The sequence below is a fragment of the Pseudorhodobacter aquimaris genome, from assembly GCF_001202025.1.
GTDB lineage: Bacteria > Pseudomonadota > Alphaproteobacteria > Rhodobacterales > Rhodobacteraceae > Pseudorhodobacter > Pseudorhodobacter aquimaris.
In genome coordinates, this window is record NZ_LGHS01000011.1 from 1 (window position 1) to 20,070 (window position 20,070).

Here is a 20,070-nt window from a genome sequence, read left to right on the forward strand (position 1 = left end):
CTGCCTGACGGGTTACACCGCATCAGGCACTACGGCCTGCTGGCCAGTTCGACCCGCAAGGCAAACATCACGAAGATCCGCACATTGCTCTGCGTCCAGCGCCCCGAACAGACCCCTGCGTCAGAACCCGACGCCGAGATCGTCTCACTCACCCTGCGCGAACCATGCCCCTGTTGCGGCGGCCCCATGCGCATCGTCGAAATCTTCCGGCGCGGGCAAAAGCCGTCATCACGAGCACCGCCAAGGGAGCAGGCCGCATGACAAATCGCCTGTCACTCGTCACGGAAATCCACCAGCTGCAATCCGCAGACTTGGTCCTAACAGCCTGTGCTTGTTCACTTCCAGCGTCGCACGAAGCGGCAATGACACCGAAACAAACAGCTTTGTCGGCATCCTTAGCCGTGCATGCGAGCGTATCGGGCACCATACGCACCTTCAGCCGCACCCCTGATGCAACGGTTGCCCTAACCGACTGTACACTTTCCCCATAGACGGGTCCAAGATCCCCACGGCTTCCACCTTGGGAGGTTTTCCAACGCGGGTCGTGGTCTCGCCAGTGCGCAACGTGCCGCCGCGACCCGCATCAGAAAACCTTCACCATAGTTGCGGGTTTCTGCGAGATGGCGAATGACGGCTTTCGGGAAATTGTGCCCCTGCATCATTCAAAACCCATTTTTGTAATGTCGAACTGTTCTGCAAACATCTTCCCCAAATTTTCTGGGTTAACGCCATCACGAAAGGCTCGTTTGGTTGGCTCATCATCCATAATGTCGATCAACGAAAAGCCCTTTTCATCAGGTGCTAGTACCGGATTTTGTTTCCCTGCAGCAACTTTGTATCGATCAAACCATTCGTCCCAGCCGTCCTCGTTTTGGTTCATCAGGTTGTCAATCTCCTGACCTAGCGGAGACGCGGCGAACTCTTCGGAAATTCGGGTGAAAGTTTTAGAGGCGGTGTCGAGCAAATCCATATCCAGATTGTTCAACGGATACAGCTTACCGTTTACGGACACCTCGTTGAGGATGTTACCGAGGCACATCGCAAAGCAGTTGCTGTTTGGGTTCCCAACCTCAAGAACGTCTATTGCGTTTGAAAATGCTGAAGCAGCTAGTGAAATTTTGTGCGGTCTCTGGCCAAACCGTCCATCGAACAGGTGGGGGTTCTTCGTCCATACAGCATCAACTAAGCTCGTTGCAGATCATGCCGGGTCGCTATCAAAAAGCCCACTTTTTTGCTGCATCTCCAAGAGGTTTTGAACGATAACCGCCGCCTCGCTCTTTTTAAATGTATCTTTAATGCCGCCAAATAATCTCATTTTTCGTTCCTAATTATCCAAGGTACCCAGCTTCGCCTTGTCGGTGCGGATAGCAGGGCTGTTACGCGGCTCTCTGATTGATCGAGGCGTTTGCGAAGACATTGTATCTATGCCTGACCTGTGAGATTCAAGAGTGGTCATTGGCGCAGCCGCAGCGAAAGCTCACTTTGTCCGCTGAGCGGACTATTGGAACTGTTTGGTTCGGGCAGGTTTGGACGGGTCCTTCCGACCGGCGGAAAAGAGAAAGCGGGCTTTGGGAAGGGTGTTTCAAACCTCTCAAAGGAGATCCCCATGCCCATGACCCTTCAACCCCAGCCAGACCGTCCGGATCCGACCGTGATCGCGGCGCAGAACGACGCGTTTCGCAAGCTCGCGTGCCTTGGCGTGCCGCCCGCGCAGCCCATCCAGGGCCGGATGCATGTCACCCGCTCGCTTATGGAGGCCGGTGACGGCTTCATGGCCGAGGCGGTGAAGGCGACCGGTGCGTTCGATACATTCGAGCCTGAGAATGATCCCGAGGGCTGGCACGATTTCGGGGCGGTCGAGATCCGGGGCGAGACCGTGTTCTGGAAGATCGATCTCTATGAGGCAGATTCGGATTTCCGCTACGGCGCTGAGACCCCGGACAATCCTGCCACCACCATGCGCGTGCTGACCATCATGCTGGCGCGCGACTGGTAAAAGGGCAGGGGACTCCCCTCCTGACACCCCAGGCGATGAAGGCCCACTGACCCCTCAAAGGGAAAGCGGGCCTTTTGTCGTGGTGATCCCTGAAGCCGGGGATTGGTCACGCGCAAGCGCGCGGGCCACACCTCACCCACCTGGAAGGATATCCCATGACCACAAGCTTTGCCCCTCTCACCGTCGCCATCGGCGATCTGGTCCCGCATCCTGCCAATGTGCGCAGCAACGCGCCGGAAACCTATGACCCCGAGAACATCGCGCATCTGAAGGCCAGCATCGCTGTGCTGGGCCTCCTGCAGCCGCTCCTGGTCCAGAAGCTCGACGGCAAATACTCTGTCCTCGCTGGTGGCCGACGCCATGCCGCGCTGAAGGAGCTGGTCGCAGACAAGGCCGCCAAGGGGTTCACGGCGAAGACCAAGGTGGACTGCCGCCTCGTGCCGGAGGAGTGCGACGTCACCACGGCGCTGTCGCTCGCCGAGAACATCACCCAGGCACCGATGAATGCCATCGACGAGTTCGAGGCCTTCGCCCGGATGATGGAGGTCGACGGCCAGACGCCCGAGACGATCGCAAAGACCTTCGGCGCCACGGTGGCGGCCGTGAAAGGCCGGTTGCGCTATGGCCTTATCCACCCCGACATCCGCGCCGCGGCCCGGGGCAAGGTGATCACGCTCGACACGATGAAAGCCTTCGCCGAGCACCCGAGCCAGGAGGCGCAGCGCGAGGTCTTCGAGGCGCTCACAAAAGACGGCGGCTATCTGCAGGCCTACACGGTCCGTCAGGCGCTCAAATCCCGCGGTGTGCAGGTCAGCGATGATATCGGGGCTTTCGTGCGCGCGGACTACGAGGCCCGCGGCGGCGCCGTCGCGGCTGACCTTCTGGAAGAGCATTCCGTGCTCGAGGATGCGGCGCTGGTCGAGACCATCCTGCTTGAGAAGCTCGGTGCAGCCGCCGAGGACGCCCGTATGAGGCTGGGCTTTGCTTGGGCCGATGCGATGGTCCGCTATGATTACGCGACCATGGCCGACTACGGCCGCGTCTATCCCGGCCCGATCGAACCTGATGAAGCTGCCCTGAAGCGCGTGGATGAGATCACCGCCGAGCTTGAGAAATTGCAGCTCGAGATGGAGAATGAGGGGCTCGAGGACGGTGCCTACAACGCGCTTTACGACCGCGTGGATGCCTTGGAAGAGGAAGCCCACGATCTGCAGGAGGCCTACAGCGCCGAGGACCTCGCGCAGTCTGGGGTAATCGCCTCGTGGTCGAATGGTCAGGTGACGCTCCATGTGGGTCTCGTCCGCCCGGAAGACACCGTCAAAGAGGAGGGCGCGCGCGGCTCCTCGGCAAGCCCGACCGCGGAGGAGGCCCCGGACGCCGGCGAAATCACCTACCCAGCCTCACTGGCTGAGGACCTCATGACCGAGCGGGCCATGGCGCTTGGGGCCGCGATGGCGCTGCATCCGGAAGCCACGCTCGATCTGACGCTCTTCAAGCTGGTCAGTGACGTTCTGGCCAGCGGCATGAGTGTCACGCAGGCGATCAAGATCGATGCCCGCAAGGAATACCGCAGCCATGCCAAGATGGACGAGATCGACGAGACCTCGCTTGAGCAGGTGGCGGCGGCGCATGATGCGCTTGATCTGTCCTGGCTCGATGACACCCGCGCGCCCGCCGATCAGTTCGCGGCGTTTCGCGCGCTGGAGGCAGGCGAGAAGGCCAAGCTCGTCGCCTATGCCACGGCCAGCACCACGCAGTCCTGCTTCGCGCGGGACCGCCAGCGTGACAGTCTGATGCATGATTTCGAAATCGAGATCATGCCCGATATCCGCGCGCATTGGACGCCGAACGCGGCGCTGTTCAACCGCTTCAAGAAGGCCTGGCTGCTGAAGATCCTCGGCGACGATCTGGGTCTCGCCCAGGAGGCTGTGACGCTGGCCTCGTCGAGCAAGAAAGAGATCGTCGCCTTCTGCGACAAGCTCTTTGCAGAGCCCTTCGCTACGCTCACGGACGCGCAGCGCGCTGCCGTGGCCGCCTGGTGCCCGCCGAAGATGCAGACCGCCGGCATCGCCTTTGATGAGGCGGAGCCCATCGCGGAAACCCCGGAGTCTGACGGCGAGGTCGCGCAAGCGGCCTGAGCCATCACGCGACCCGCGCGTGGACCATGCCACCCGCGCGGGTCGACCCTCCCACACTCAACCGAAAGACATCCCCATGGCTATTCTCAAGTTCTCTGCCTCCGCTGTTGCGGCGCAAATCGCACATGCGCGCGCCTGCAAAACCTTCCTGCCCAACTGGAACGGGCCCGTGGACAAGCCCGCCCTGATCCTGATCGTCGGCAATGGTGTGCATCTGCGCTCGAACGGCATCGATGGCACGACCACCCGAATCGTCACCACCGAACAGGCCGATCCCTCTTTCGCCTTCGCCGACGGCATGAACCCGTTTCGGGACACCGACTGGATGGCGCAGCGCCGCATGGCGTTTCGCGATCTGACCGGCCAGTTCTACACCGACATCCTGGATGACGTGCAGGTGCTCATCGACCGGGGGCGAGGGGCCATCCGGCTCGCCACCGATGGCCACAGCATCCGCGTCTTCGTGCGCCGGGCCTCGGATTATCTCATCGGCGGGACCTACGAAGTGCCCTCGGGCCTCGGCGGCACCTTCCGGGTCATCCTCAAGGATGCCTGCGACACCTTCGCGATCGTGCAGAACTGCGGCAATTGCGAGGATTTCGACGCCATGCAGCCCTACCGCGTGCCGCTCGATGCGCTGATGGAAATCGATGACCGGAGGGCGGCGTGATGGGTTGGCTCTTTTACACCGACGGCCGCGTCCAGACCTACGCGGACGAAAAAGCGGAAATCGTCCGGCTCTGCACCTCTCATGGCGATACGCGCAAGACGGAACTGGTCAAAGCGTGCAAGGTGGGTTCGACTTGGTACGCGGCGGCAAAGGTCACCAATCTCGACGGCACCCCTGTCGAAGACACGACCTATGTCACCGATGCGGATGGCTCCATCACTTTCGGGGCTGTCTTCCTCACCCGATACGATGACGGCTGCTGGGGCTACAAGGACATGGAGGAAAGCGCTGGCCCGAACGAATCTCGTGCTCCGCTTGGGCTGATCGAGCTTCTCTCCGACCTGAAAAACCCGGACAGCTACGCCCAGGACTGGCGTCAGCGCTGCCGGGATTGGGCTGCGATCCCAGACTACCAGGAAGGCGACAAGATCAGGCTCGCCACCCCTGTGACGCTCACCGATGGCAGCACCTGCCAGATCGTCACTGCGACGCACTACAGGCGGGGGCGGCAAAAACGCCGCTGCTACCGCATCGAGGAAACCGGCGGCCTTGTGCGCCTTTCGAAAGCTTCGCTTGTGGGCTCGGAGTTGCTCAGCTCCGCGAAGGGTGCGGCCAGCCCAGTGCTGGCGGAGTTTCTGGCGGGGCGATAATAGGTGCTGCGCCGGACGGTTTATCGGCCTGCCCGGCGACAGCAGATGCTGCGGCTTGTCTTGACAAGGCAATGCAAGTGCATTACCTATCACAGGCAGCAAAGACCCCCTTTCTTTCAGGAGACTGCCATGACAGCGCTCGCACAAGATGTCTCGAAACTCACGGATCGGTATCAGACGACCGTGCCGGCGGGTGTGCGCAAGCAACTCAAGCTGGGCAAGGGCGACCGGATTCGCTACTGCACCGAGGCGAGTGGCAGGGTCTATATCGAGCCCGTACGCGCCGAAGAGGATGATCCAGCGCTCGGCACGTTTCTCGATTTTGTCGAAGCCGATATCAAGGCGCATCCGGACCGCATTCGGGCGTTCGATGGCGCTTTGCATGACCGTCTTGCATCACTGGTCAGAGACGTTGACGTCGATCTCGATGCACCGCTATCGCTCGAGGATGAATGACCGGCGATAGCGTGCCCGCCCGAGCGCCCCTTGTCGTGAATGGATGGTCGATTTATGCGCATCCGCTCTTTCTGGACCAGCTCGAAGGGCTGACCCTGGAGGTCGAGGCGCGTAAGGCACGCGATCCCAAGACTTGGCGCAAGAAAAATTCCACGAAACGGCTGGCCGCCATCTTCAAGCTGGTGACCGAGGCCATACCGGCGGATCCGGGTGCCGCCGCCTTCCGGCAAGGCGGCACACTCGGCGATCACCGCAAGCACTGGTTCCGGGCGAAATTCTTCCAGCAGTATCGGCTGTTCTACCGCTTCAACAGCGATGCGAAGGTCATCGTGGTGGCCTGGGTGAACGACGACAAGACCCTGCGCGCCTACGGCAGCAAGACGGATGCCTATGCGACGTTCAAAGGGATGTTGGAAGATGGCAATCCACCTGACAATTTTGACGCGCTCTTGAAAGAAGCAGCGGCGGCGAACAAGCGGTTCGAGACGTCCCTTGAAGCAGCGCCCGATCGGTAAGTGGGGTCGAATGCCCGAAGGGGCGGATTCCCACGCTAAGGCTGCCAGTGAGTGGGCATTATGCGTTTCAATCGCCGTCATACTTGGGCCAAGTGAAATAGGCGACATTGGTGTGTCATATGGCTGGTACGATGAAATTCTCAGAAGTCCCTCCCTATCCGTACACCTGCCGTTCGCTGCATCGTGTACTAACTGGTAAGATGCGGACAAAGTGTGAATTCGACGCTGTTGATCCAAGGTCGGCTTTGTGGCTGGTCGGGGGGCTATCCCCTTGGACCTACAATCCTACGCGCAAGAGTTCTCGGTGTGGAATTGCTGGCACAAAGTTGTCGTCGCGACCGGTCATGTCCGAATTTGCGATCATACTGTTCAGTATCGCCTCTTCAGTGGATTGGACGACCGCCTCGAAGAACCTGTCAAGATGTTCATCCGGTACCATCTCAAGGCGAAGCAAGCGCTCGGAAGCGCGAAAATCCGGAACTGTGTTCCCTGTCGAGAATGCCAAGAAGATGTCTCCGGACCCGTGTCGGCCAATGCCGCCGGTTTTGCCGACCCCAAGCGTCGCCCTGCGCGCCAAACGCTTCAGTTGATGCGGCAGAATTGGCGCGTCAGTCGCGACTACGACGATGATCGAACTTAAATCAGGGTCATGAGTATTCCTGACCATAGCGGGTTCTTTCATCTCTTTACCCAGAGGATAGCCCAGTACGGTCAGGTCTGTCCGGCCGCCAAAGTTGGCCTGTACAAATGTGCCGACCGTATAAGTGTGGCCATCAAACTGCACCAACCGCGAGGAAGTCCCTGATCCAGCCTTGAAACCAAAGCACTTCATCCCCGTGCCGCCACCAACGCTGCCTTCTTGTATCTGGCCAGTCGTGGCATGTTCGATTGCGGAAATTACATGTGCGTCTGTGACGTGAAACCCGTTGATGTCATTCAGAAATCCATCATAGGTTTCGGCGGCGACCGGAAGCGCAAATCCGTCGGCATAGACATCAGGGAACCTTGCGGCAGCCCATTTGATGACCGCATCACGTGCAAGACCGCAGGAATGCGTGTTCGTAATAGCTATAGGCAAGGAAAACTTTCCAGTTTCCTCGATATAGTGCGACCCGGTAAGCTCTCCGTTTCCGTTCAAACTGAATATGCCTGCCATTACTGGATCGCAAAGCTGATCTGTCGGTCTGGGCAAGATGGCTGTCACCCCGGTTCGAATTGGCCCAGAACCGACTTCGAGTGCGCCGCTGCCACTGATCAGCGTCGTGTACCCAACTGAAACACCTTCGACATCTGTAATCGAATTCCACTGCCCTGTGCTACCGTCGAGCTTCAGACCGAGTGTTCTGGCCCGCAGCGTTTTGGGCCTTTCAGACCGGGCAAGGTCACTTGTCTCATTTATCATGCTGTTTTGCTACCTGATGAATTGATCTCGTCAGCCTAGATCAGAAATCACCTGCATCTCAAACCCTCAATTTCGGTAGGCACGCGCTAAGACCGAATTGACGATTTGCTTGAAGTCACCTGGCTAGACAGGACGTTCGACGAGTCCGCAGCATCCGGTATTTTGGGCTCGAACCTGCCGCTCGCCGCGCGCGTCTGAACGTCCGGAGCCGGACAGAAACCCCCCGTCAGAACCACGCGGTCAAAAACGGTGGTTTTTGGAGCGCGTGCGCTGGCGGTTAAGGTCGAGAGCCTAGCTGATCGTGCCCCGTCAACCTCCCAATATCTAGGCAATCCCATCCATCGTTAAAACGTGGCGCTTTTTGCGGATCGTCAGAATATACCTTGACCAACTCGTCAAGTGGCACGCGATCTTCAATCCCAAGCAGAGGGAGCAAGCGCATAAGTTCTCGTGTCGACTGAGCACGAGCAAATATCTCAAACGGGCGATGGCCATAGGAGAGAAGATACATCGTAACCGGAAACCAGAAGTAGTAGGATTCTGCGTGGAGCAGGCGGTTGCGCAGAAACAGAACAAAGTCAGTTTGTATTAGTTGTTCGAACCTAAATCCGCTTCCCGCAGCCCTTTCCTTGAGAAGATCAGCATGAAGCGAATGGCGCCTTAGTTCTAGTTGTTTATTGCGATGGTCAAGGAGGCTGTCGTGAAAGAAAAACACGTCATAAGTTCCCACTGCGTTACCGCCGTTCTCTCCACGCACGGCGTCGTAATAGGGTCGTCCAGTGATTGCATCGAATAGGTCAGAACGGCCATCAGTCATCGCAATCGTACAGAAATACAGCAAGAGTTCGTGTGCAAAGAATTTGTAGTTATCGAAATCAAATTTGCGATGCCTGCCACTCTCTGGCGTCGCGTGGAAATAGGGAATGAACCGTTCGAGAAAAGCGTGTAACGCATCTCCGTAACGGGTTTCAGGTTCTGCTCGAGCAATTGCACGCACCAGCGTTATTGCTTCATCCCGATATGGTAGAAATGCAGCGTAATTGCTTGATATTTCGTCTGACAGTGGATCAGTTTCGACATTGATGCGGAATGCCTCTAGCTGATCAGTCAGGGTTTCTAAGTACTCTTGCGTCGCGGCAAAGGCATGTGGTTTGCTATTTTGAACAGCATCCATTGCCCGACGGTGCGCCGCGCTCGTGGCAAGCGTGATCGTCGCTTCATCTGATTTCAGGTAGGCTGGCGGACGCCCTACGTCTGGCTTCTTGTAAAGTGGCTTGTCAAAAATCCAACGGACAAGCTGCTCGAAGCTATCTGTCGCTCTGGTCAAATCCGTAAAATCAATAAAAATACGCGACGTATAGTAAGTAGGCAAGCAGGCGTTTCCGTGTTCATCCCGCTCAAACACAAGCGCGACGAACTTGCCTTCGTCTTCGCCACTATAGAGCTTTGGGGATATGATCTGCGCTTCGGTTCCTGCGCCACCGGAACGCTGGTCTGATTTCTCAGCGTAAACTCGGTCAGAGACGATTATGACTTTCTGAATGCCTTTATCAGTAACCATCTGCTCCATAAAAGCAGTGGACTCTTGGCCTTCGCGCAGATCCCACTTGTCAAGGATTGCATCAACTCCAGCCGAACGAAGGTCGGTCGCAAGATCTAAGACCCGAGCTTCATGGTCTGAGCTACTCCAACTGTAGGAGATAAACGCCTTTGGCGCGGCTGGTTGAATATCGGACATGGAGAGCTTCACGATTGATTCTATAGAGGTTTATTTAACCTAAAGTAGTGTCTCGTGACCAGAGAGTAACGATTCATAGGTAAGGCTGTTCCTAAAACCCTCGTTTTTGGGAAGGTCGATATCCCAAAGCGGTCGCTCGTTGCACGGCGCATGAGCTCACACAGTGCGGACAAATGGTGATTTCGCTGCGGATGCGCCAACGTCCGGTTCGGCGGACCGTTCAACGAATGGTGGATGCCCCCCAATCTTACGTCCTCCGGGATGCATGACCTAGCGTCGGCAGAACCTGCAAGTGTAACCGCTTCGGCCTTGGCAGGTTTATGACCAGCTTTCTTTGCTGCCAAAACGACCGTTTGTCACTCGCGATAGTTGCCGCACGCCTCAACACCCTCTGCGACCAATTCCAGAAGTGCGTCCACATCATTCAAAAGGGCTGTAATGCGCGGGCTGCTGATACGGTAGCGAATGAAGCGTCCATCGCGGTCGCTGGCGACAAGCCCACAATCCAAAAGACATCGGAGATGGTTGGAAACGTTTGGTTGCGATAATTCCGTGCGTTCGACGAGTTCGTGAACAACCAGCGGCCCCCCGCACAAGGCACCGAGAATAGCCAAGCGGCTTGGGTCGGCGAAGCCGCGGAAAAGCTTTGCGCGTTGTTCAATGGTAGCGGTCTTGCGGTCGGTAACGATCTGCGTCATATCATTACTCACTGATATATTATCCTTTGATCCACTTTAGCAGGAGAACTGCGACCATGGCCAACGCAGAAAACGCGATAGCAGATATTCCATCCTTCCGTTACCGCGTCTCCGGCATGGATTGCGCCAAGGACGCCGCACAGATTGAACGAGCGGCGCAGTCTGCCGGGGTCGCGCCCGACGCGGTGAAAGTGTCGGCGGCGACCCATATCATGACCTTGAAGGCCCCTGAAGCGCGGTTGCCGGAGATCGAAAAAGCCGTTGAGACAACTGGGTATGGGTTTGACCGTATCGAGAGCGACGAGGATATTCAGCAAGGTGCGGCCCATCAGGACCCGGCCTACCGACGCGCGCTCTGGATCGTCGTAATCCTAAACGTTGGTTATGGTGTCATCGAGATGGTCGGCGGGTTCATCTCCGGATCGCAGGCTGTGAAGGCCGATGCGCTCGATTTCATCGGCGATGGCGCAATTACCTTCCTCGGACTTCTGGCCATCGGCTGGAGCCTCGCCTGGCGAGCGCGATCAGCCCTGATTCAGGGCATCTTTCTCGGCTTGCTCGGTCTTGGCGTCCTTGGCACAACCATCATACGGGCATTCGAGCCGACACCGCCAGACGCCACTCTGATGGGGATACTGGGCCTTATTGCTCTTGTCATCAATGTCATCTCCGTGTTGCCCCTGCTGAAATTCCGCAAAGGCGACGCGAACATGCGTGCCGTCTGGCTGTTTTCGCGCAACGACGCCATCGGCAATGCGGCAGTCGTTATCGCCGCCGGTCTGGTGTTTTGGCTGGGTAGCGCATGGCCCGACCGAATCGTCGCCTTCGGCATCGCAGGATTGTTCTTGCATTCTTCCTGGGCGATCATCCGCGATGCGCGTTCCGATCTGAAAGTGGCGGCATGAACAGCCGCATTCTGGGGGCGGTCTGCACGATTGCAGCTTTCGGTCTCGATCAGGGCACCAAGGCGCTTGCCCTGAACACCCCGGCGCTTGAGCATGGGGTCGAGGTTCTGCCCTTTCTCAATCTCGTTCGTGTCCTGAACGATGGGGTCAGCTTCGGCATGCTCGGTGGGATCGTGCCCTGGTGGGGTCTCGTCGTGCTTGCTACCGCGATCATGGCATGGCTGCTGATCTGGTTATGGCGCGCGCCGAACAGGCTGACGGCTGCTGCTCTCGGTCTGGTCATCGGCGGTGCGCTCGGCAATGTCATCGACCGGCTGCGTTATCAGGCGGTCCCTGACTTTCTGGATTTTCACTTCGGAACATACCACTGGCCGTCCTTCAACCTCGCTGACGTGGCGATTTTCTGTGGGGCGGCACTGCTGTTCTGGGACGGCTTTCGCGCGACGAAAGACAAGCCGGGACATCAGGAACAAGACCAACGCGAGGGAAATATCACGGGGAGATAAACGATGTCCGCATACCATCCGCAAAGGGCTTCGACAGCACGTTCGCCCAACTGCGCAACCCAAGTCCCGCCCAAGGCATGCTATTCAAAAGGAGAAATGCGATGCACATAACGCGCCGCCAAATTTTGACCGCCGTCGCTGGCATTGCCAGCGCCGCGCCGCTTGCGGCATTTGCGCAAGCTGCACCAACAATCCACGTTCTCAAAGACCCTAATTGCGGCTGCTGTCGCGCCTGGGTCGCCATTCTTAGGCAGGAGGGCTTTCGCGTCACCGAGGAGCGGAGCTTTGGGACCCTCATGATGCGTCACAAGCTGGACAATGGCATCCCGCAAAGAATGATATCGTGCCACACGGGCGAGATTGAGGGTTACATGATCGAAGGTCACGTGCCGGTTGCCGACATCCGCCGCCTGTTGGCTGAACGGCCAGATGCTGTCGGTCTCGCTGTTCCTGGCATGCCTTATGGGTCGCCTGGAATGGGCCCAGAAGATCAGCGTGAAGCTTATGATGTGTTCTTGATCCGCCGGGATGGTAGCAGCGAGGTCTTTACGAGCTATTCCGCAGCTTAGAACTCCAATGACCTCTGGGTCAGAGTCTTTATGAGAAATGACCGTTTTGATTGTGTCCTTCTGACAGAACTTATCCAAAAACGGTGATGCACGTTCCGATCTGAAGGCGGCGGCATGAACAGCCGCATTCTGGTTGGGTTCCGCGCAACGGAAGACACACCGAAAAAGCCTGAACAAGGCAACCGCAAAAATAGTGCACAGCAAAGACCGAGAAGCGGCCATTCAGTTATTCTGCAGCATCTGTCGAAGTGGGCTCGTTTGAGACCTTCGCGGCATCCCGCCCCAACGTCGGCAATGGTGTGAAGGGGCGTCTGTGCGCAGATGTTTTGGTCATCCCCATAATGTAGAGATCTCAAGAGTCTTATCGTCCGGGAAGTTTTGCTGTAACGTTCGATCATCGCGTGAACGGGGAATCCGAGTCGAAACAGCCTTCAGACCGCAAACAGGCTTGCGACAAAGTCAATCTGTCCAAGGTCCATTCTCCCTACCGCCGATCTCGGGTCGCTCTGAGCGTTGCAGTTATGCCGAGAGACCTAGGCGAATTTCTGGATAGGCGCCTCGAGGACCATTGCCGTGACCGCTGAGATGACGTCCCATGATGCCTGGTTTCGGTCCAAGGTGAAGGAGGCGCTGAATGACCAGCAGGCCGCGACACCGCATTCCTACGTGATGAATCTTGTGCAGGCGGTGATTGATGAGAAGCGCCGCCAACAGTCTTGAACAGTGCGTTCTGGTCTTACCTGGTACCTTTGTGCGTTTCGGGGTGTTTTGGTGGGTTGCCGCCGCTTCTTCTGTCAAAAAAGTGTTTGCCGATCGGCTGCGTGACTTAGCCTTTGATTCGGACAAGGGCGGGTCGCGCTCGTGATCTGAAATTCTGCACTCACTCTCGTTGCCCAACCTCCGTCATAGCTTTCGGCGGAAACCACAAAAAGTGTAGAGCGGGCTTTTTGTCCTTTGGAACTCAGACCCTGATTCAAAGGAAAACCCCCATGTCCAAACCCAGAACGGCCAACCCGGCTCTCGCAATCTCCGAAGCCGATCTCGCCTCTGCGCTAGCGCTTATCGGCACAGAGATCCACCACCAACCCCTGCGCAGCTCAGCGCTCGCGCGTATCATGCGCGAGACGTTTCATGGCAGCGATGCCGGTGGCGCCTGGGACTGGCGCATGGCCTATGACATGATGCAGGCAGCGGCCATCCAGGTGCTTCTGCGTGGGGCCGGTGCCACAGCAGACATCGCCAACGTAAAACTCCTCGCCTCACGTCTCCTTACGGAAACCCGCCGGTCAGAGCAGCAGATCCGGCTACAGCAGTTTTCCACGCCGCTGCCATTTGCGGCGCTAGCCTTGCGGGCGGCAGCCGTTCGCAAGGGCGAGACCGTGCTGGAGCCCTCGGCTGGCACCGGTGCCCTGGCAGCTTTCGCCGCCCGGGCCGGTGCCACCCTTGTGCTCAACGAGATCGACCCCTTTCGCCAGAGCCTTTTGCGCGCGGTCTTTGGTGGCGATGTGACGGGCCATGACGGCGAGCATATCGACGATCTGCTTCAGACGCCGGTTCTACCCGACGTCGTGGTGATGAATCCGCCCTTCGCCTCCTCGGTCGACCGATCCCGCGACAAGCACATCGCTGCCAAACATCTCATTGCGGCTGCAAAGCGCCTGGCACCAGGTGGGCGCCTGGTGGCGATCATGCCGCCGGGGTTCACGCCCGAACGCGATGCCGCGCATTGGTCCCGCGCCTGCGGTCTCCTGACGCCACGATTGGCGCTGACGATGCCGGGGCAGGTCTACCGCAAGCTCGGCACCTCTGTCGAAACCCAGCTGATGGTCTTCGACAAGGTGCAGGAGGGCGGCGAGATGATCCGCGCCACTTTGTGCGATCTGGATGAAGCCCTTCCATTTGTCGATGCCGTGGCCGCAACACGGACCGAGATGAGCCCGGCCCAACGGGTTGAAGCGATCCCTCATGCTCGGCCGACCGTTCGATCATTTGTCCCGCGCAAGACCGCTGCCGGTGTTATCACCGCCCCCACAGCCAGGGCCAATGCCGTCCGTCCGCTCAGCTTCACGAGCCTTCAGACCCCGCGCAACAACATGCCCATCTCGGACATCTATGCGCGCTACCGTCCGCAACGGATCGAGATTGCGGATGCGCAGGAACATCCCACGCCGCTCGTTGAAAGCATCGCCATGGCCTCGGTTGCCCCGCCCATGCCCTCAAATACGGGCCGTGATGACTTGCGCCTGCCCGCACGGTTGATCGAGGAGGGACATCTCTCCGAGGCGCAGCTGGAAACCATCATCATGGCGCATGACGCCCATCGGCGCGACCTGCCGGGTCGGTTCGCGATCGATGACGACCAGACCAAGCTGACGCGCGCCGATGATGACCCGGATGCACGGGCCTATCGCCTCGGCTATTTCCTCGGCGACGGCACCGGTTGCGGCAAGGGGCGCGAATGCGCGGGGCTCATTCTCGTGAACTGGCTGGCCGGTCGCAGAAAGGCGATCTGGGTCTCCAAATCCGCCACGCTCATCGAGGACGCCATCCGCGACTGGACCGATCTCGGCGGCTCGCCCGCCGACATCCAGCCGCTCTCAAAATGGAAACCGGACCAGCCCGTCCCTATGGGTGACGGTATTCTCTTCGTCACCTACGCCACGCTGCGGTCCGCGGGCAAATGCGGCACCACGCGACTGAGCCAGATCCTCGACTGGATGGGCGCGGAGTTCGAAGGCGTCCTCGCTTTTGATGAGGCCCATGCCATGCAGAACGCGGCCGGGTCCGAGCAGGGCAGGGGGGTCAAACCCTCCCAGCAGGGCCTTGCTGGCCTGCGGCTGCAACTGGCAGCACCCCGCGCCCGCGTCTTCTACATCTCGGCCACGGGTGCCACGAGCGTGCACAACCTGGCCTATGCCGCGCGGCTGGGGCTCTGGGGGCAGGGCCCCGAATACCCCTTCCCAAGCCGCGAGAGCTTCGTTTCTGCGATGGAAGCCGGCGGTGTCGCCGCCATGGAGGTGGTGGCCCGCGATCTCAAGACGCTCGGGCTCTACACGGCCCGCGCCCTCAGCTTCGACGGCGTGGAGTATGACGTGCTCGAACACGCGCTCACCCCGGCCCAGATCAAGATATACGATGCATACGCGGGTGCGTTTCGGACGATCCACCACAATCTCGAAGCCGCGCTGACGGCGACCGGCGTCAACGACGCCTCGGGCGAGACCAATGCCTCGGCCGCACGCGCCTCGGCCAAGTCCCGCTTCGAGAGCACGAAGCAGCGCTTCTTCAACCATCTCCTGATGGGCATGAAGGCTCCAAGCATCATCCACGCCATCAAGGACGATCTGGCGGCGGGCAAGGCTTGCGTCATCCAGGTTGTCTCGACAGGTGAGAGCCTGCTCAAACGCCGACTTGAGGCGATGGACCCGGAGGATGAACTCGTTGAGGGGGCCTTGACGCCGCGCGACAATGTTCTCGGCTACCTCGAACAGGCCTTCCCAATCCATGCGCAAAAGCTGGTCGAGATCGACGGCAACATGGTGGCCGAGCCGCTCCGCGATGAAACTGGCGCGCTCGTTGTCTCGCGCGAGGCGCTCGCCCTGCGCGATGCGGCAATGATGGAGTTGATGACGCTCGCCCCGATCCCCTCGGCGCTCGATCAGATCCTCTGGGCTTTTGGCGACGAGGCCGTCGCAGAGGTCACGGGTCGGTCCATCCGCCCTTTGAAGGCCGAGGATGGTCATCTCTTCATCGAGAAGCGCGCCGCCAGCAGCAATTCGTCCGAGACCCAAGCCTTCATGGACGGCGAAAAGGATATCCTTATCTTCTCCGATGCAGGCGGCACGGGCCGGTCCTATCACGCGGCGCAAACGGCGAAGAACCAGAAACGGCGGCGGCACTACCTGCTGGAGCCCGGCTGGCGCGCGGATGCGGCCATCCAGGGGCTCGGCCGCACGCATCGCTCGGCCCAGGTCAGCGCGCCCTTCTTCCGGGTCTGCACCTCTGATGTGCATGGCGAGAAACGCTTCACGTCGACTATAGCCAAACGCCTCGACCAGCTGGGGGCCTTGACCAAGGGTCAGCGCGAGACCGGCTCGCAGGGCATGTTCCGCGAGGAGGACAATCTCGAAAGCCCGATCGCACGGGCGGCGCTGCGTGGGTATTTCGCCGATCTTGCCGCCGGGCACGCTGAGGCGATGAGCTACGAGAGCTTCACCGACTGGACCGCCCTGCGGCTGATCGACAAGGACGGGGTGCTCCTTGAGGAGCTTCCCCCGATCCAGCGGTTTCTGAACCGGGTTCTGGCCCTTCCCATCCACATGCAGAACGCGCTCTTTGCCGAGTTCATGCGCCGGATTGCCGATCAGACGGATCGGGCGCGCGCGGCGGGCACGCTCGATCTCGGCGTAGAAACCCTACGCGGCGACAAGATAGAACAGGTCTCCACCGAGGATCTCTGGACCTGCCCGAAATCCGGCGCGGTGACGCGGATCATCGGGCTGGAGGTCACCGACCCGGTCCACGTGCTGTCGGCGGATGACGCGCTGTCGCGCAATCCCGACAAGCTGCCCATGGTCAACCGCGCTTCCGGCCGCTCGGCGCTGATCTCGGCGCGGCCCATGCAGATGTATGACGAGGATATCGTCACACTGATGCGCAAGGCCGTGCGGCCCAACGGGTTCAGCTACCTCGAGGAGACGCGGTTCGCGTCCTCTGCCTGGGAAGACATCGGCAAGCCTGAGTTTGCAGGGCTTTGGGATGCCGAGGCTGCGTCCCTGCCAAAAACCACCACGACCAAGCTCTACCTGCTGACCGGGCTGCTGCTGCCGATCTGGAAGAACATTCCGACCACCAATGAGCGTATCTACCGCGTCACGCCGGACGGGGCGGCCGCCATGATCGGGCGCACGCTGAGCGAAGAAGGGGCGGCCGCGCTGCGCGCCCGCTTCCTCGTCTCCAATCCGCAAACGCCGCAGGAGATGCTGACCGCCGCCCTCGGCACCACCGTACCTGTCGATCTGGGCCGGGGTCTCACCCTGACCCGTCGCCGCGTCGCAGGCGAGTTGCGCCTCGAGCTTGGCGGCGTGGACAAGGGCATGATCGAAGGCCTCAAGGCCATGGGGTGTTTCACTGAGATCATCGCATTCCAGCTACGGGTGTTCCTACCGCATGGGGACGGGATCGACACGGGGACCATTCTGGCCCGGATCGTTGGGCAGGGAACCACCAAGGCGGCAGAACAAGCCGCCTGAAAAGTCAAAGAGGGCTTTGGGCCGGGCGTCGCCGATCGGGGTTTGCCCGGTCTGCGCTTTCCGGGCGCGCGCAGACCAATGCCACGCCCGGCCCCCCCAACTACAGAAAGGAGGACAGACCCATGACCAATCCCCAAATGGACTATGCCGCGCTGGCGGCTCAGTGGCGCGCAGAGCGCGAAACCACCTTGAAGGCATCCCGAGCGGAGCTGATCGCGCAACTACGTGCGCTTGGCATCCGAGAGGTCACCGCCGAATACGAAGGCTATGGCGATTCCGGCAATGTCGAGGATGTGACGGTGCAGCCTGCGGAGGTCCAACTGCCGGAGGCGCTTGCCACTGAGGTGGGCGATTTCGCCTGGTCGCTTGCCTATCACCATCATCCGGGGTTCGAAAACAACGAGGGCGGCTACGGCACGCTGACCTGGGACATAGCACTAGACAGCATCATCCTCGATCACGCGGACCGCTATGTCGAATGCTCGCACAGCTATGACGAGGGGCTTTGAGATGGCCCATCCGCTTCATCATGCCGAAAGCTCCGCTCGGAAATTCGGCGGGGCGCCGTCCGATTATCAGGCTGTACACGACTGGTTCGATGCTTCGAAAGAGCACCTCGCGCTCTTCACGCACCGGGCCTTGCGTCACCATGCCCAAGGCCTGTTTGAGGCCGAACGTGTCTTCGGCTTGACCCTGACCAATAGCGCTTGTCGAGAGATCCCCGTGCGCTGGATCGGCGAACAGCATGTCCGCGAAGACTGCCAGGGCCGCATCCCGAGCATGGCGGACTGGCTGCGACGGATACAGCCTGAGCCATGGATGGCCAATGGCCACATCGACCGGCATTCCGGCGATGAGCCCTGCGGCGACCCAAGGGTTGCCTGGGCCTCCGAGGTCGCCGCCGGAAGAACGGTTCTTGGCCTGAAGGATTGGATGGCGGCGCGCGCGACGCAAGCCACGCAAAGCGCCTGACAGCTCTTGGCCGTTTGCCAAACGAATACTGCATGGAAGCCCGGTTGGAAGATCGGGCTTCTTGCGTCGTTTCCCCACCATTCTTCTTGAGGAGGATCGCATGACACTCGATGAAATCAAAGCCGCGGTCGATGCCGGGCAGACCGTGCATTGGGCCAATACCGGCTACGTTGTCCACAAGGACAGGCTCGGTCAGTACCTCATCACCTATGTGCCGAACGGCAGCTGCATCGGCCTGACCGACCGGAGCGGTCACCGGTTGAACGGAAAAGAAACGGAGTTCTTCGTCGCGCAATCGAAGGACGCCGCAGAAAATCCGGGCAACCAATCAAGACCAGACGGGCAGGGGAGGGGCGTAGCACCCGGAGGCGCGGGGGCATTCCCACTCGGACAGCAGCTCTGACCCGTGGGCGGGGCTGAAAGGAAAGCAGGCTTTCTGATTTGTGATCCCACGAGGGGTCGAGAATGCAATCCCGGATGCGCTGGCAAGGACGTCAGACACCGGCCAATCCAAAAGGAACCATCCCATGTTCGCAGGAACCCTCACCCGCAATGTCGAGACCGCAGCCGCCGAGTACACCGGCATGATCCATTCGACGCGCTTTGACATCGCCATCCAGTTGGAGGCGCGGGCCAAGATGTCCGAACGCAGCCCGGATTTTGACGTAACGGCAGTCAACAAAACAGGCCGCAAGGTGCGCATCGGCACGGCCTGGAACGAGACCGGCAATACCAGTGGCAACCCCTACATCTCGATGCAGATCGATGTCGGCTTGGGCCCCTTCCGGGTCAACGCGGTGCAGACGAAAGAGGCGCGCGCGGCCCAAAGCGGCGAATTCGAGATCATCCCGCTGGTCTCGAACGGCCTGATGAAATCCTGTTGATTGTCACTGAGAACTGACCCGGCAACAGCAGAAATTGTCATTGAGAATTGACCCATGTGCAACCTTGCCCCTGCTTGATTCAGCTGGGGGCTATTGGAGTGGTAGACATGGGATTTTTGAGGGTTATTCGGAAATGGGCGCTGCGAGACAAGATGCCCATTCGCGAGATTGCGCGGCGTACAGGCGTATCTCGCAACACGATCAAGAAGTATCTGCGGGCTGGGATTGTCGAGCCCGAGTTTCAGAGACCGGACCGGCCGAGCAAGCTGGATCCGTATGCTGAGAAGCTGACAGCCTGGTTGCTGTCTGAGCAGCGCAAATCACGCAAGGAGCGGCGGACTGCCAAGCAGATGCATGCCGATCTGGTGCAGCTTGGCTTTGATGGCTCATATGAGCGGGTTGCGGCCTTTGTGCGGGACTGGAAGGGTGAACGGCAACGCGCATATCACACGACTGACCGCGGGGTCTTCGTTCCGCTGGTGTTCCAGCCGGGCGAGGCGTTTCAATTCGATTGGAGCGAGGACTGGGCCTATTTTGGCGGCGAGCGCATCAAGCTTCAGGTCGCCCATATCAAGCTGTCGCACAGCCGCGCCTTCTTGGTGCGGGCCTATCTGCTGCAAACGCATGAGATGCTGTTCGATGCCCACTGGCATGGCTTCCGGGTGTTTGAGGGTGTTCCAGGGCGCGGCGTCTACGACAACATGAAGACAGCCGTCGAC

The 20,070-nt window shown here is 59.6% G+C and carries 19 protein-coding genes and 2 pseudogenes; 17 read left to right on the forward strand and 4 right to left on the reverse strand.

Annotation, left to right across the window (positions count from 1 at the left end):
• Positions 1–261 (forward strand): annotated as a pseudogene (locus tag AKU94_RS19865) (IS91 family transposase); the annotation flags it as partial.
• A 397-nt stretch (positions 262–658) separates the two neighbouring features.
• Here the strand turns inward: AKU94_RS19865 and AKU94_RS01745 are convergent.
• Positions 659–985: a hypothetical protein gene (locus tag AKU94_RS01745; RefSeq protein WP_157056354.1), complete on the reverse strand. Its 327-nt coding sequence runs from the start codon at positions 983–985 to the stop codon at positions 659–661.
• Positions 986–1,606: 621 nt separating this feature from the next.
• Between AKU94_RS01745 and AKU94_RS01750 the strand changes: the two genes are divergently transcribed.
• The 6 genes from AKU94_RS01750 (at position 1,607) to AKU94_RS01775 (ending at position 6,425) form a co-directional block, all read left to right on the forward strand.
• Positions 1,607–1,996 (forward strand): DUF3768 domain-containing protein, encoded by a 390-nt coding sequence (locus AKU94_RS01750; RefSeq protein WP_050525657.1) that lies wholly within the window; start codon positions 1,607–1,609, stop codon positions 1,994–1,996.
• Positions 1,997–2,151: 155 nt separating this feature from the next.
• Positions 2,152–4,134, forward strand: coding sequence for a ParB/RepB/Spo0J family partition protein (locus tag AKU94_RS01755; RefSeq protein ID WP_050525643.1), 1,983 nt, complete (start codon positions 2,152–2,154; stop codon positions 4,132–4,134).
• A gap of 76 nt (positions 4,135–4,210) precedes the next feature.
• Positions 4,211–4,804: a hypothetical protein gene (locus tag AKU94_RS01760; protein ID WP_050525644.1), complete on the forward strand. Its 594-nt coding sequence runs from the start codon at positions 4,211–4,213 to the stop codon at positions 4,802–4,804.
• Positions 4,804–5,454 carry a DUF6927 domain-containing protein gene (locus AKU94_RS01765; RefSeq protein WP_050525645.1) on the forward strand — a complete coding sequence of 217 codons (651 nt, stop codon included), beginning with the start codon at positions 4,804–4,806 and terminating at the stop codon, positions 5,452–5,454. The genes AKU94_RS01760 and AKU94_RS01765 overlap by 1 nt, the downstream gene beginning before the upstream one ends.
• 129 nt (positions 5,455–5,583) lie before the next feature.
• Positions 5,584–5,910, forward strand: a complete 327-nt coding sequence (locus tag AKU94_RS01770; protein WP_050525646.1) for a type II toxin-antitoxin system PrlF family antitoxin — start codon at positions 5,584–5,586, stop codon at positions 5,908–5,910.
• Entirely contained in the window at positions 5,907–6,425 is a 519-nt protein-coding gene (locus AKU94_RS01775) for a type II toxin-antitoxin system YhaV family toxin (RefSeq protein ID WP_050525647.1), read from the forward strand. Before AKU94_RS01770 ends, AKU94_RS01775 begins: the two co-directional genes overlap by 4 nt.
• Positions 6,426–6,702: 277 nt before the next feature.
• On the opposite strand, the gene AKU94_RS01780 is transcribed toward AKU94_RS01775, so the two are convergent.
• The 3 genes from AKU94_RS01780 to AKU94_RS01790 form a co-directional block, all read right to left on the reverse strand.
• On the reverse strand, positions 6,703–7,827 hold the full coding sequence (locus AKU94_RS01780; RefSeq protein WP_050525648.1) for a DmpA family aminopeptidase: 1,125 nt from the start codon (positions 7,825–7,827) through the stop codon (positions 6,703–6,705).
• A 277-nt stretch (positions 7,828–8,104) separates the two neighbouring features.
• Positions 8,105–9,565, reverse strand: coding sequence for an SEFIR domain-containing protein (locus AKU94_RS01785; RefSeq protein ID WP_050525649.1), 1,461 nt, complete (start codon positions 9,563–9,565; stop codon positions 8,105–8,107).
• 356 nt (positions 9,566–9,921) lie between these two features.
• Positions 9,922–10,263, reverse strand: a complete 342-nt coding sequence (locus AKU94_RS01790) for an ArsR/SmtB family transcription factor (RefSeq protein ID WP_050525650.1) — start codon at positions 10,261–10,263, stop codon at positions 9,922–9,924.
• A gap of 56 nt (positions 10,264–10,319) precedes the next feature.
• Here AKU94_RS01790 and AKU94_RS01795 point away from each other — a divergent pair, with 56 nt between their 5' ends.
• From AKU94_RS01795 to istA, 10 genes and pseudogenes are all read left to right on the forward strand, one after another.
• Positions 10,320–11,168, forward strand: coding sequence for a cation transporter (locus tag AKU94_RS01795; RefSeq protein ID WP_050525651.1), 849 nt, complete (start codon positions 10,320–10,322; stop codon positions 11,166–11,168).
• A complete protein-coding gene (lspA, locus tag AKU94_RS01800; RefSeq protein ID WP_050525652.1) occupies positions 11,165–11,674 on the forward strand; it encodes a signal peptidase II in 510 nt (169 codons plus the stop codon). The genes AKU94_RS01795 and lspA overlap by 4 nt, the downstream gene beginning before the upstream one ends.
• Positions 11,675–11,775: 101 nt before the next feature.
• Positions 11,776–12,243, forward strand: coding sequence for a DUF411 domain-containing protein (locus tag AKU94_RS01805; RefSeq protein ID WP_050525653.1), 468 nt, complete (start codon positions 11,776–11,778; stop codon positions 12,241–12,243).
• A 573-nt stretch (positions 12,244–12,816) separates the two neighbouring features.
• On the forward strand, positions 12,817–12,963 hold the full coding sequence (locus tag AKU94_RS19460) for an antitoxin PaaA2 family protein (RefSeq protein ID WP_156505811.1): 147 nt from the start codon (positions 12,817–12,819) through the stop codon (positions 12,961–12,963).
• Between the two features lie 269 nt (positions 12,964–13,232).
• Positions 13,233–17,495, forward strand: coding sequence for a strawberry notch family protein (locus AKU94_RS01810; protein ID WP_050525654.1), 4,263 nt, complete (start codon positions 13,233–13,235; stop codon positions 17,493–17,495).
• A gap of 122 nt (positions 17,496–17,617) precedes the next feature.
• Positions 17,618–18,004 carry a DUF6878 family protein gene (locus tag AKU94_RS01815; RefSeq protein WP_050525655.1) on the forward strand — a complete coding sequence of 129 codons (387 nt, stop codon included), beginning with the start codon at positions 17,618–17,620 and terminating at the stop codon, positions 18,002–18,004.
• A gap of 1 nt (position 18,005) precedes the next feature.
• Positions 18,006–18,467, forward strand: coding sequence for a DUF6915 family protein (locus AKU94_RS01820; RefSeq protein ID WP_050525656.1), 462 nt, complete (start codon positions 18,006–18,008; stop codon positions 18,465–18,467).
• A 100-nt stretch (positions 18,468–18,567) separates the two neighbouring features.
• Positions 18,568–18,870, forward strand: coding sequence for a hypothetical protein (locus AKU94_RS01825; RefSeq protein WP_050525658.1), 303 nt, complete (start codon positions 18,568–18,570; stop codon positions 18,868–18,870).
• Between the two features lie 124 nt (positions 18,871–18,994).
• A pseudogene (locus tag AKU94_RS01830) lies at positions 18,995–19,345 on the forward strand (DUF736 family protein); the annotation flags it as partial.
• Between the two features lie 113 nt (positions 19,346–19,458).
• A partial coding sequence (gene istA, locus AKU94_RS01835; protein ID WP_157056355.1) for an IS21 family transposase occupies positions 19,459–20,070 on the forward strand: 612 nt, incomplete at its 3' end.

Coding starts and splice junctions, on each gene's coding strand:
- AKU94_RS01750 (WP_050525657.1), top strand. CDS start 1,607: ATGCCCATGACCCTTCAACCCCAGCCAGACCGTCCGGATCCGACCGTG.
- AKU94_RS01755 (WP_050525643.1), top strand. CDS start 2,152: ATGACCACAAGCTTTGCCCCTCTCACCGTCGCCATCGGCGATCTGGTC.
- AKU94_RS01760 (WP_050525644.1), top strand. CDS start 4,211: ATGGCTATTCTCAAGTTCTCTGCCTCCGCTGTTGCGGCGCAAATCGCA.
- AKU94_RS01765 (WP_050525645.1), top strand. CDS start 4,804: ATGGGTTGGCTCTTTTACACCGACGGCCGCGTCCAGACCTACGCGGAC.
- AKU94_RS01770 (WP_050525646.1), top strand. CDS start 5,584: ATGACAGCGCTCGCACAAGATGTCTCGAAACTCACGGATCGGTATCAG.
- AKU94_RS01775 (WP_050525647.1), top strand. CDS start 5,907: ATGACCGGCGATAGCGTGCCCGCCCGAGCGCCCCTTGTCGTGAATGGA.
- AKU94_RS01780 (WP_050525648.1), bottom strand. CDS start 7,827: ATGATAAATGAGACAAGTGACCTTGCCCGGTCTGAAAGGCCCAAAACG.
- AKU94_RS01785 (WP_050525649.1), bottom strand. CDS start 9,565: ATGTCCGATATTCAACCAGCCGCGCCAAAGGCGTTTATCTCCTACAGT.
- AKU94_RS01790 (WP_050525650.1), bottom strand. CDS start 10,263: ATGACGCAGATCGTTACCGACCGCAAGACCGCTACCATTGAACAACGC.
- AKU94_RS01795 (WP_050525651.1), top strand. CDS start 10,320: ATGGCCAACGCAGAAAACGCGATAGCAGATATTCCATCCTTCCGTTAC.
- lspA (WP_050525652.1), top strand. CDS start 11,165: ATGAACAGCCGCATTCTGGGGGCGGTCTGCACGATTGCAGCTTTCGGT.
- AKU94_RS01805 (WP_050525653.1), top strand. CDS start 11,776: ATGCACATAACGCGCCGCCAAATTTTGACCGCCGTCGCTGGCATTGCC.
- AKU94_RS01810 (WP_050525654.1), top strand. CDS start 13,233: ATGTCCAAACCCAGAACGGCCAACCCGGCTCTCGCAATCTCCGAAGCC.
- AKU94_RS01815 (WP_050525655.1), top strand. CDS start 17,618: ATGACCAATCCCCAAATGGACTATGCCGCGCTGGCGGCTCAGTGGCGC.
- AKU94_RS01820 (WP_050525656.1), top strand. CDS start 18,006: ATGGCCCATCCGCTTCATCATGCCGAAAGCTCCGCTCGGAAATTCGGC.
- AKU94_RS01825 (WP_050525658.1), top strand. CDS start 18,568: ATGACACTCGATGAAATCAAAGCCGCGGTCGATGCCGGGCAGACCGTG.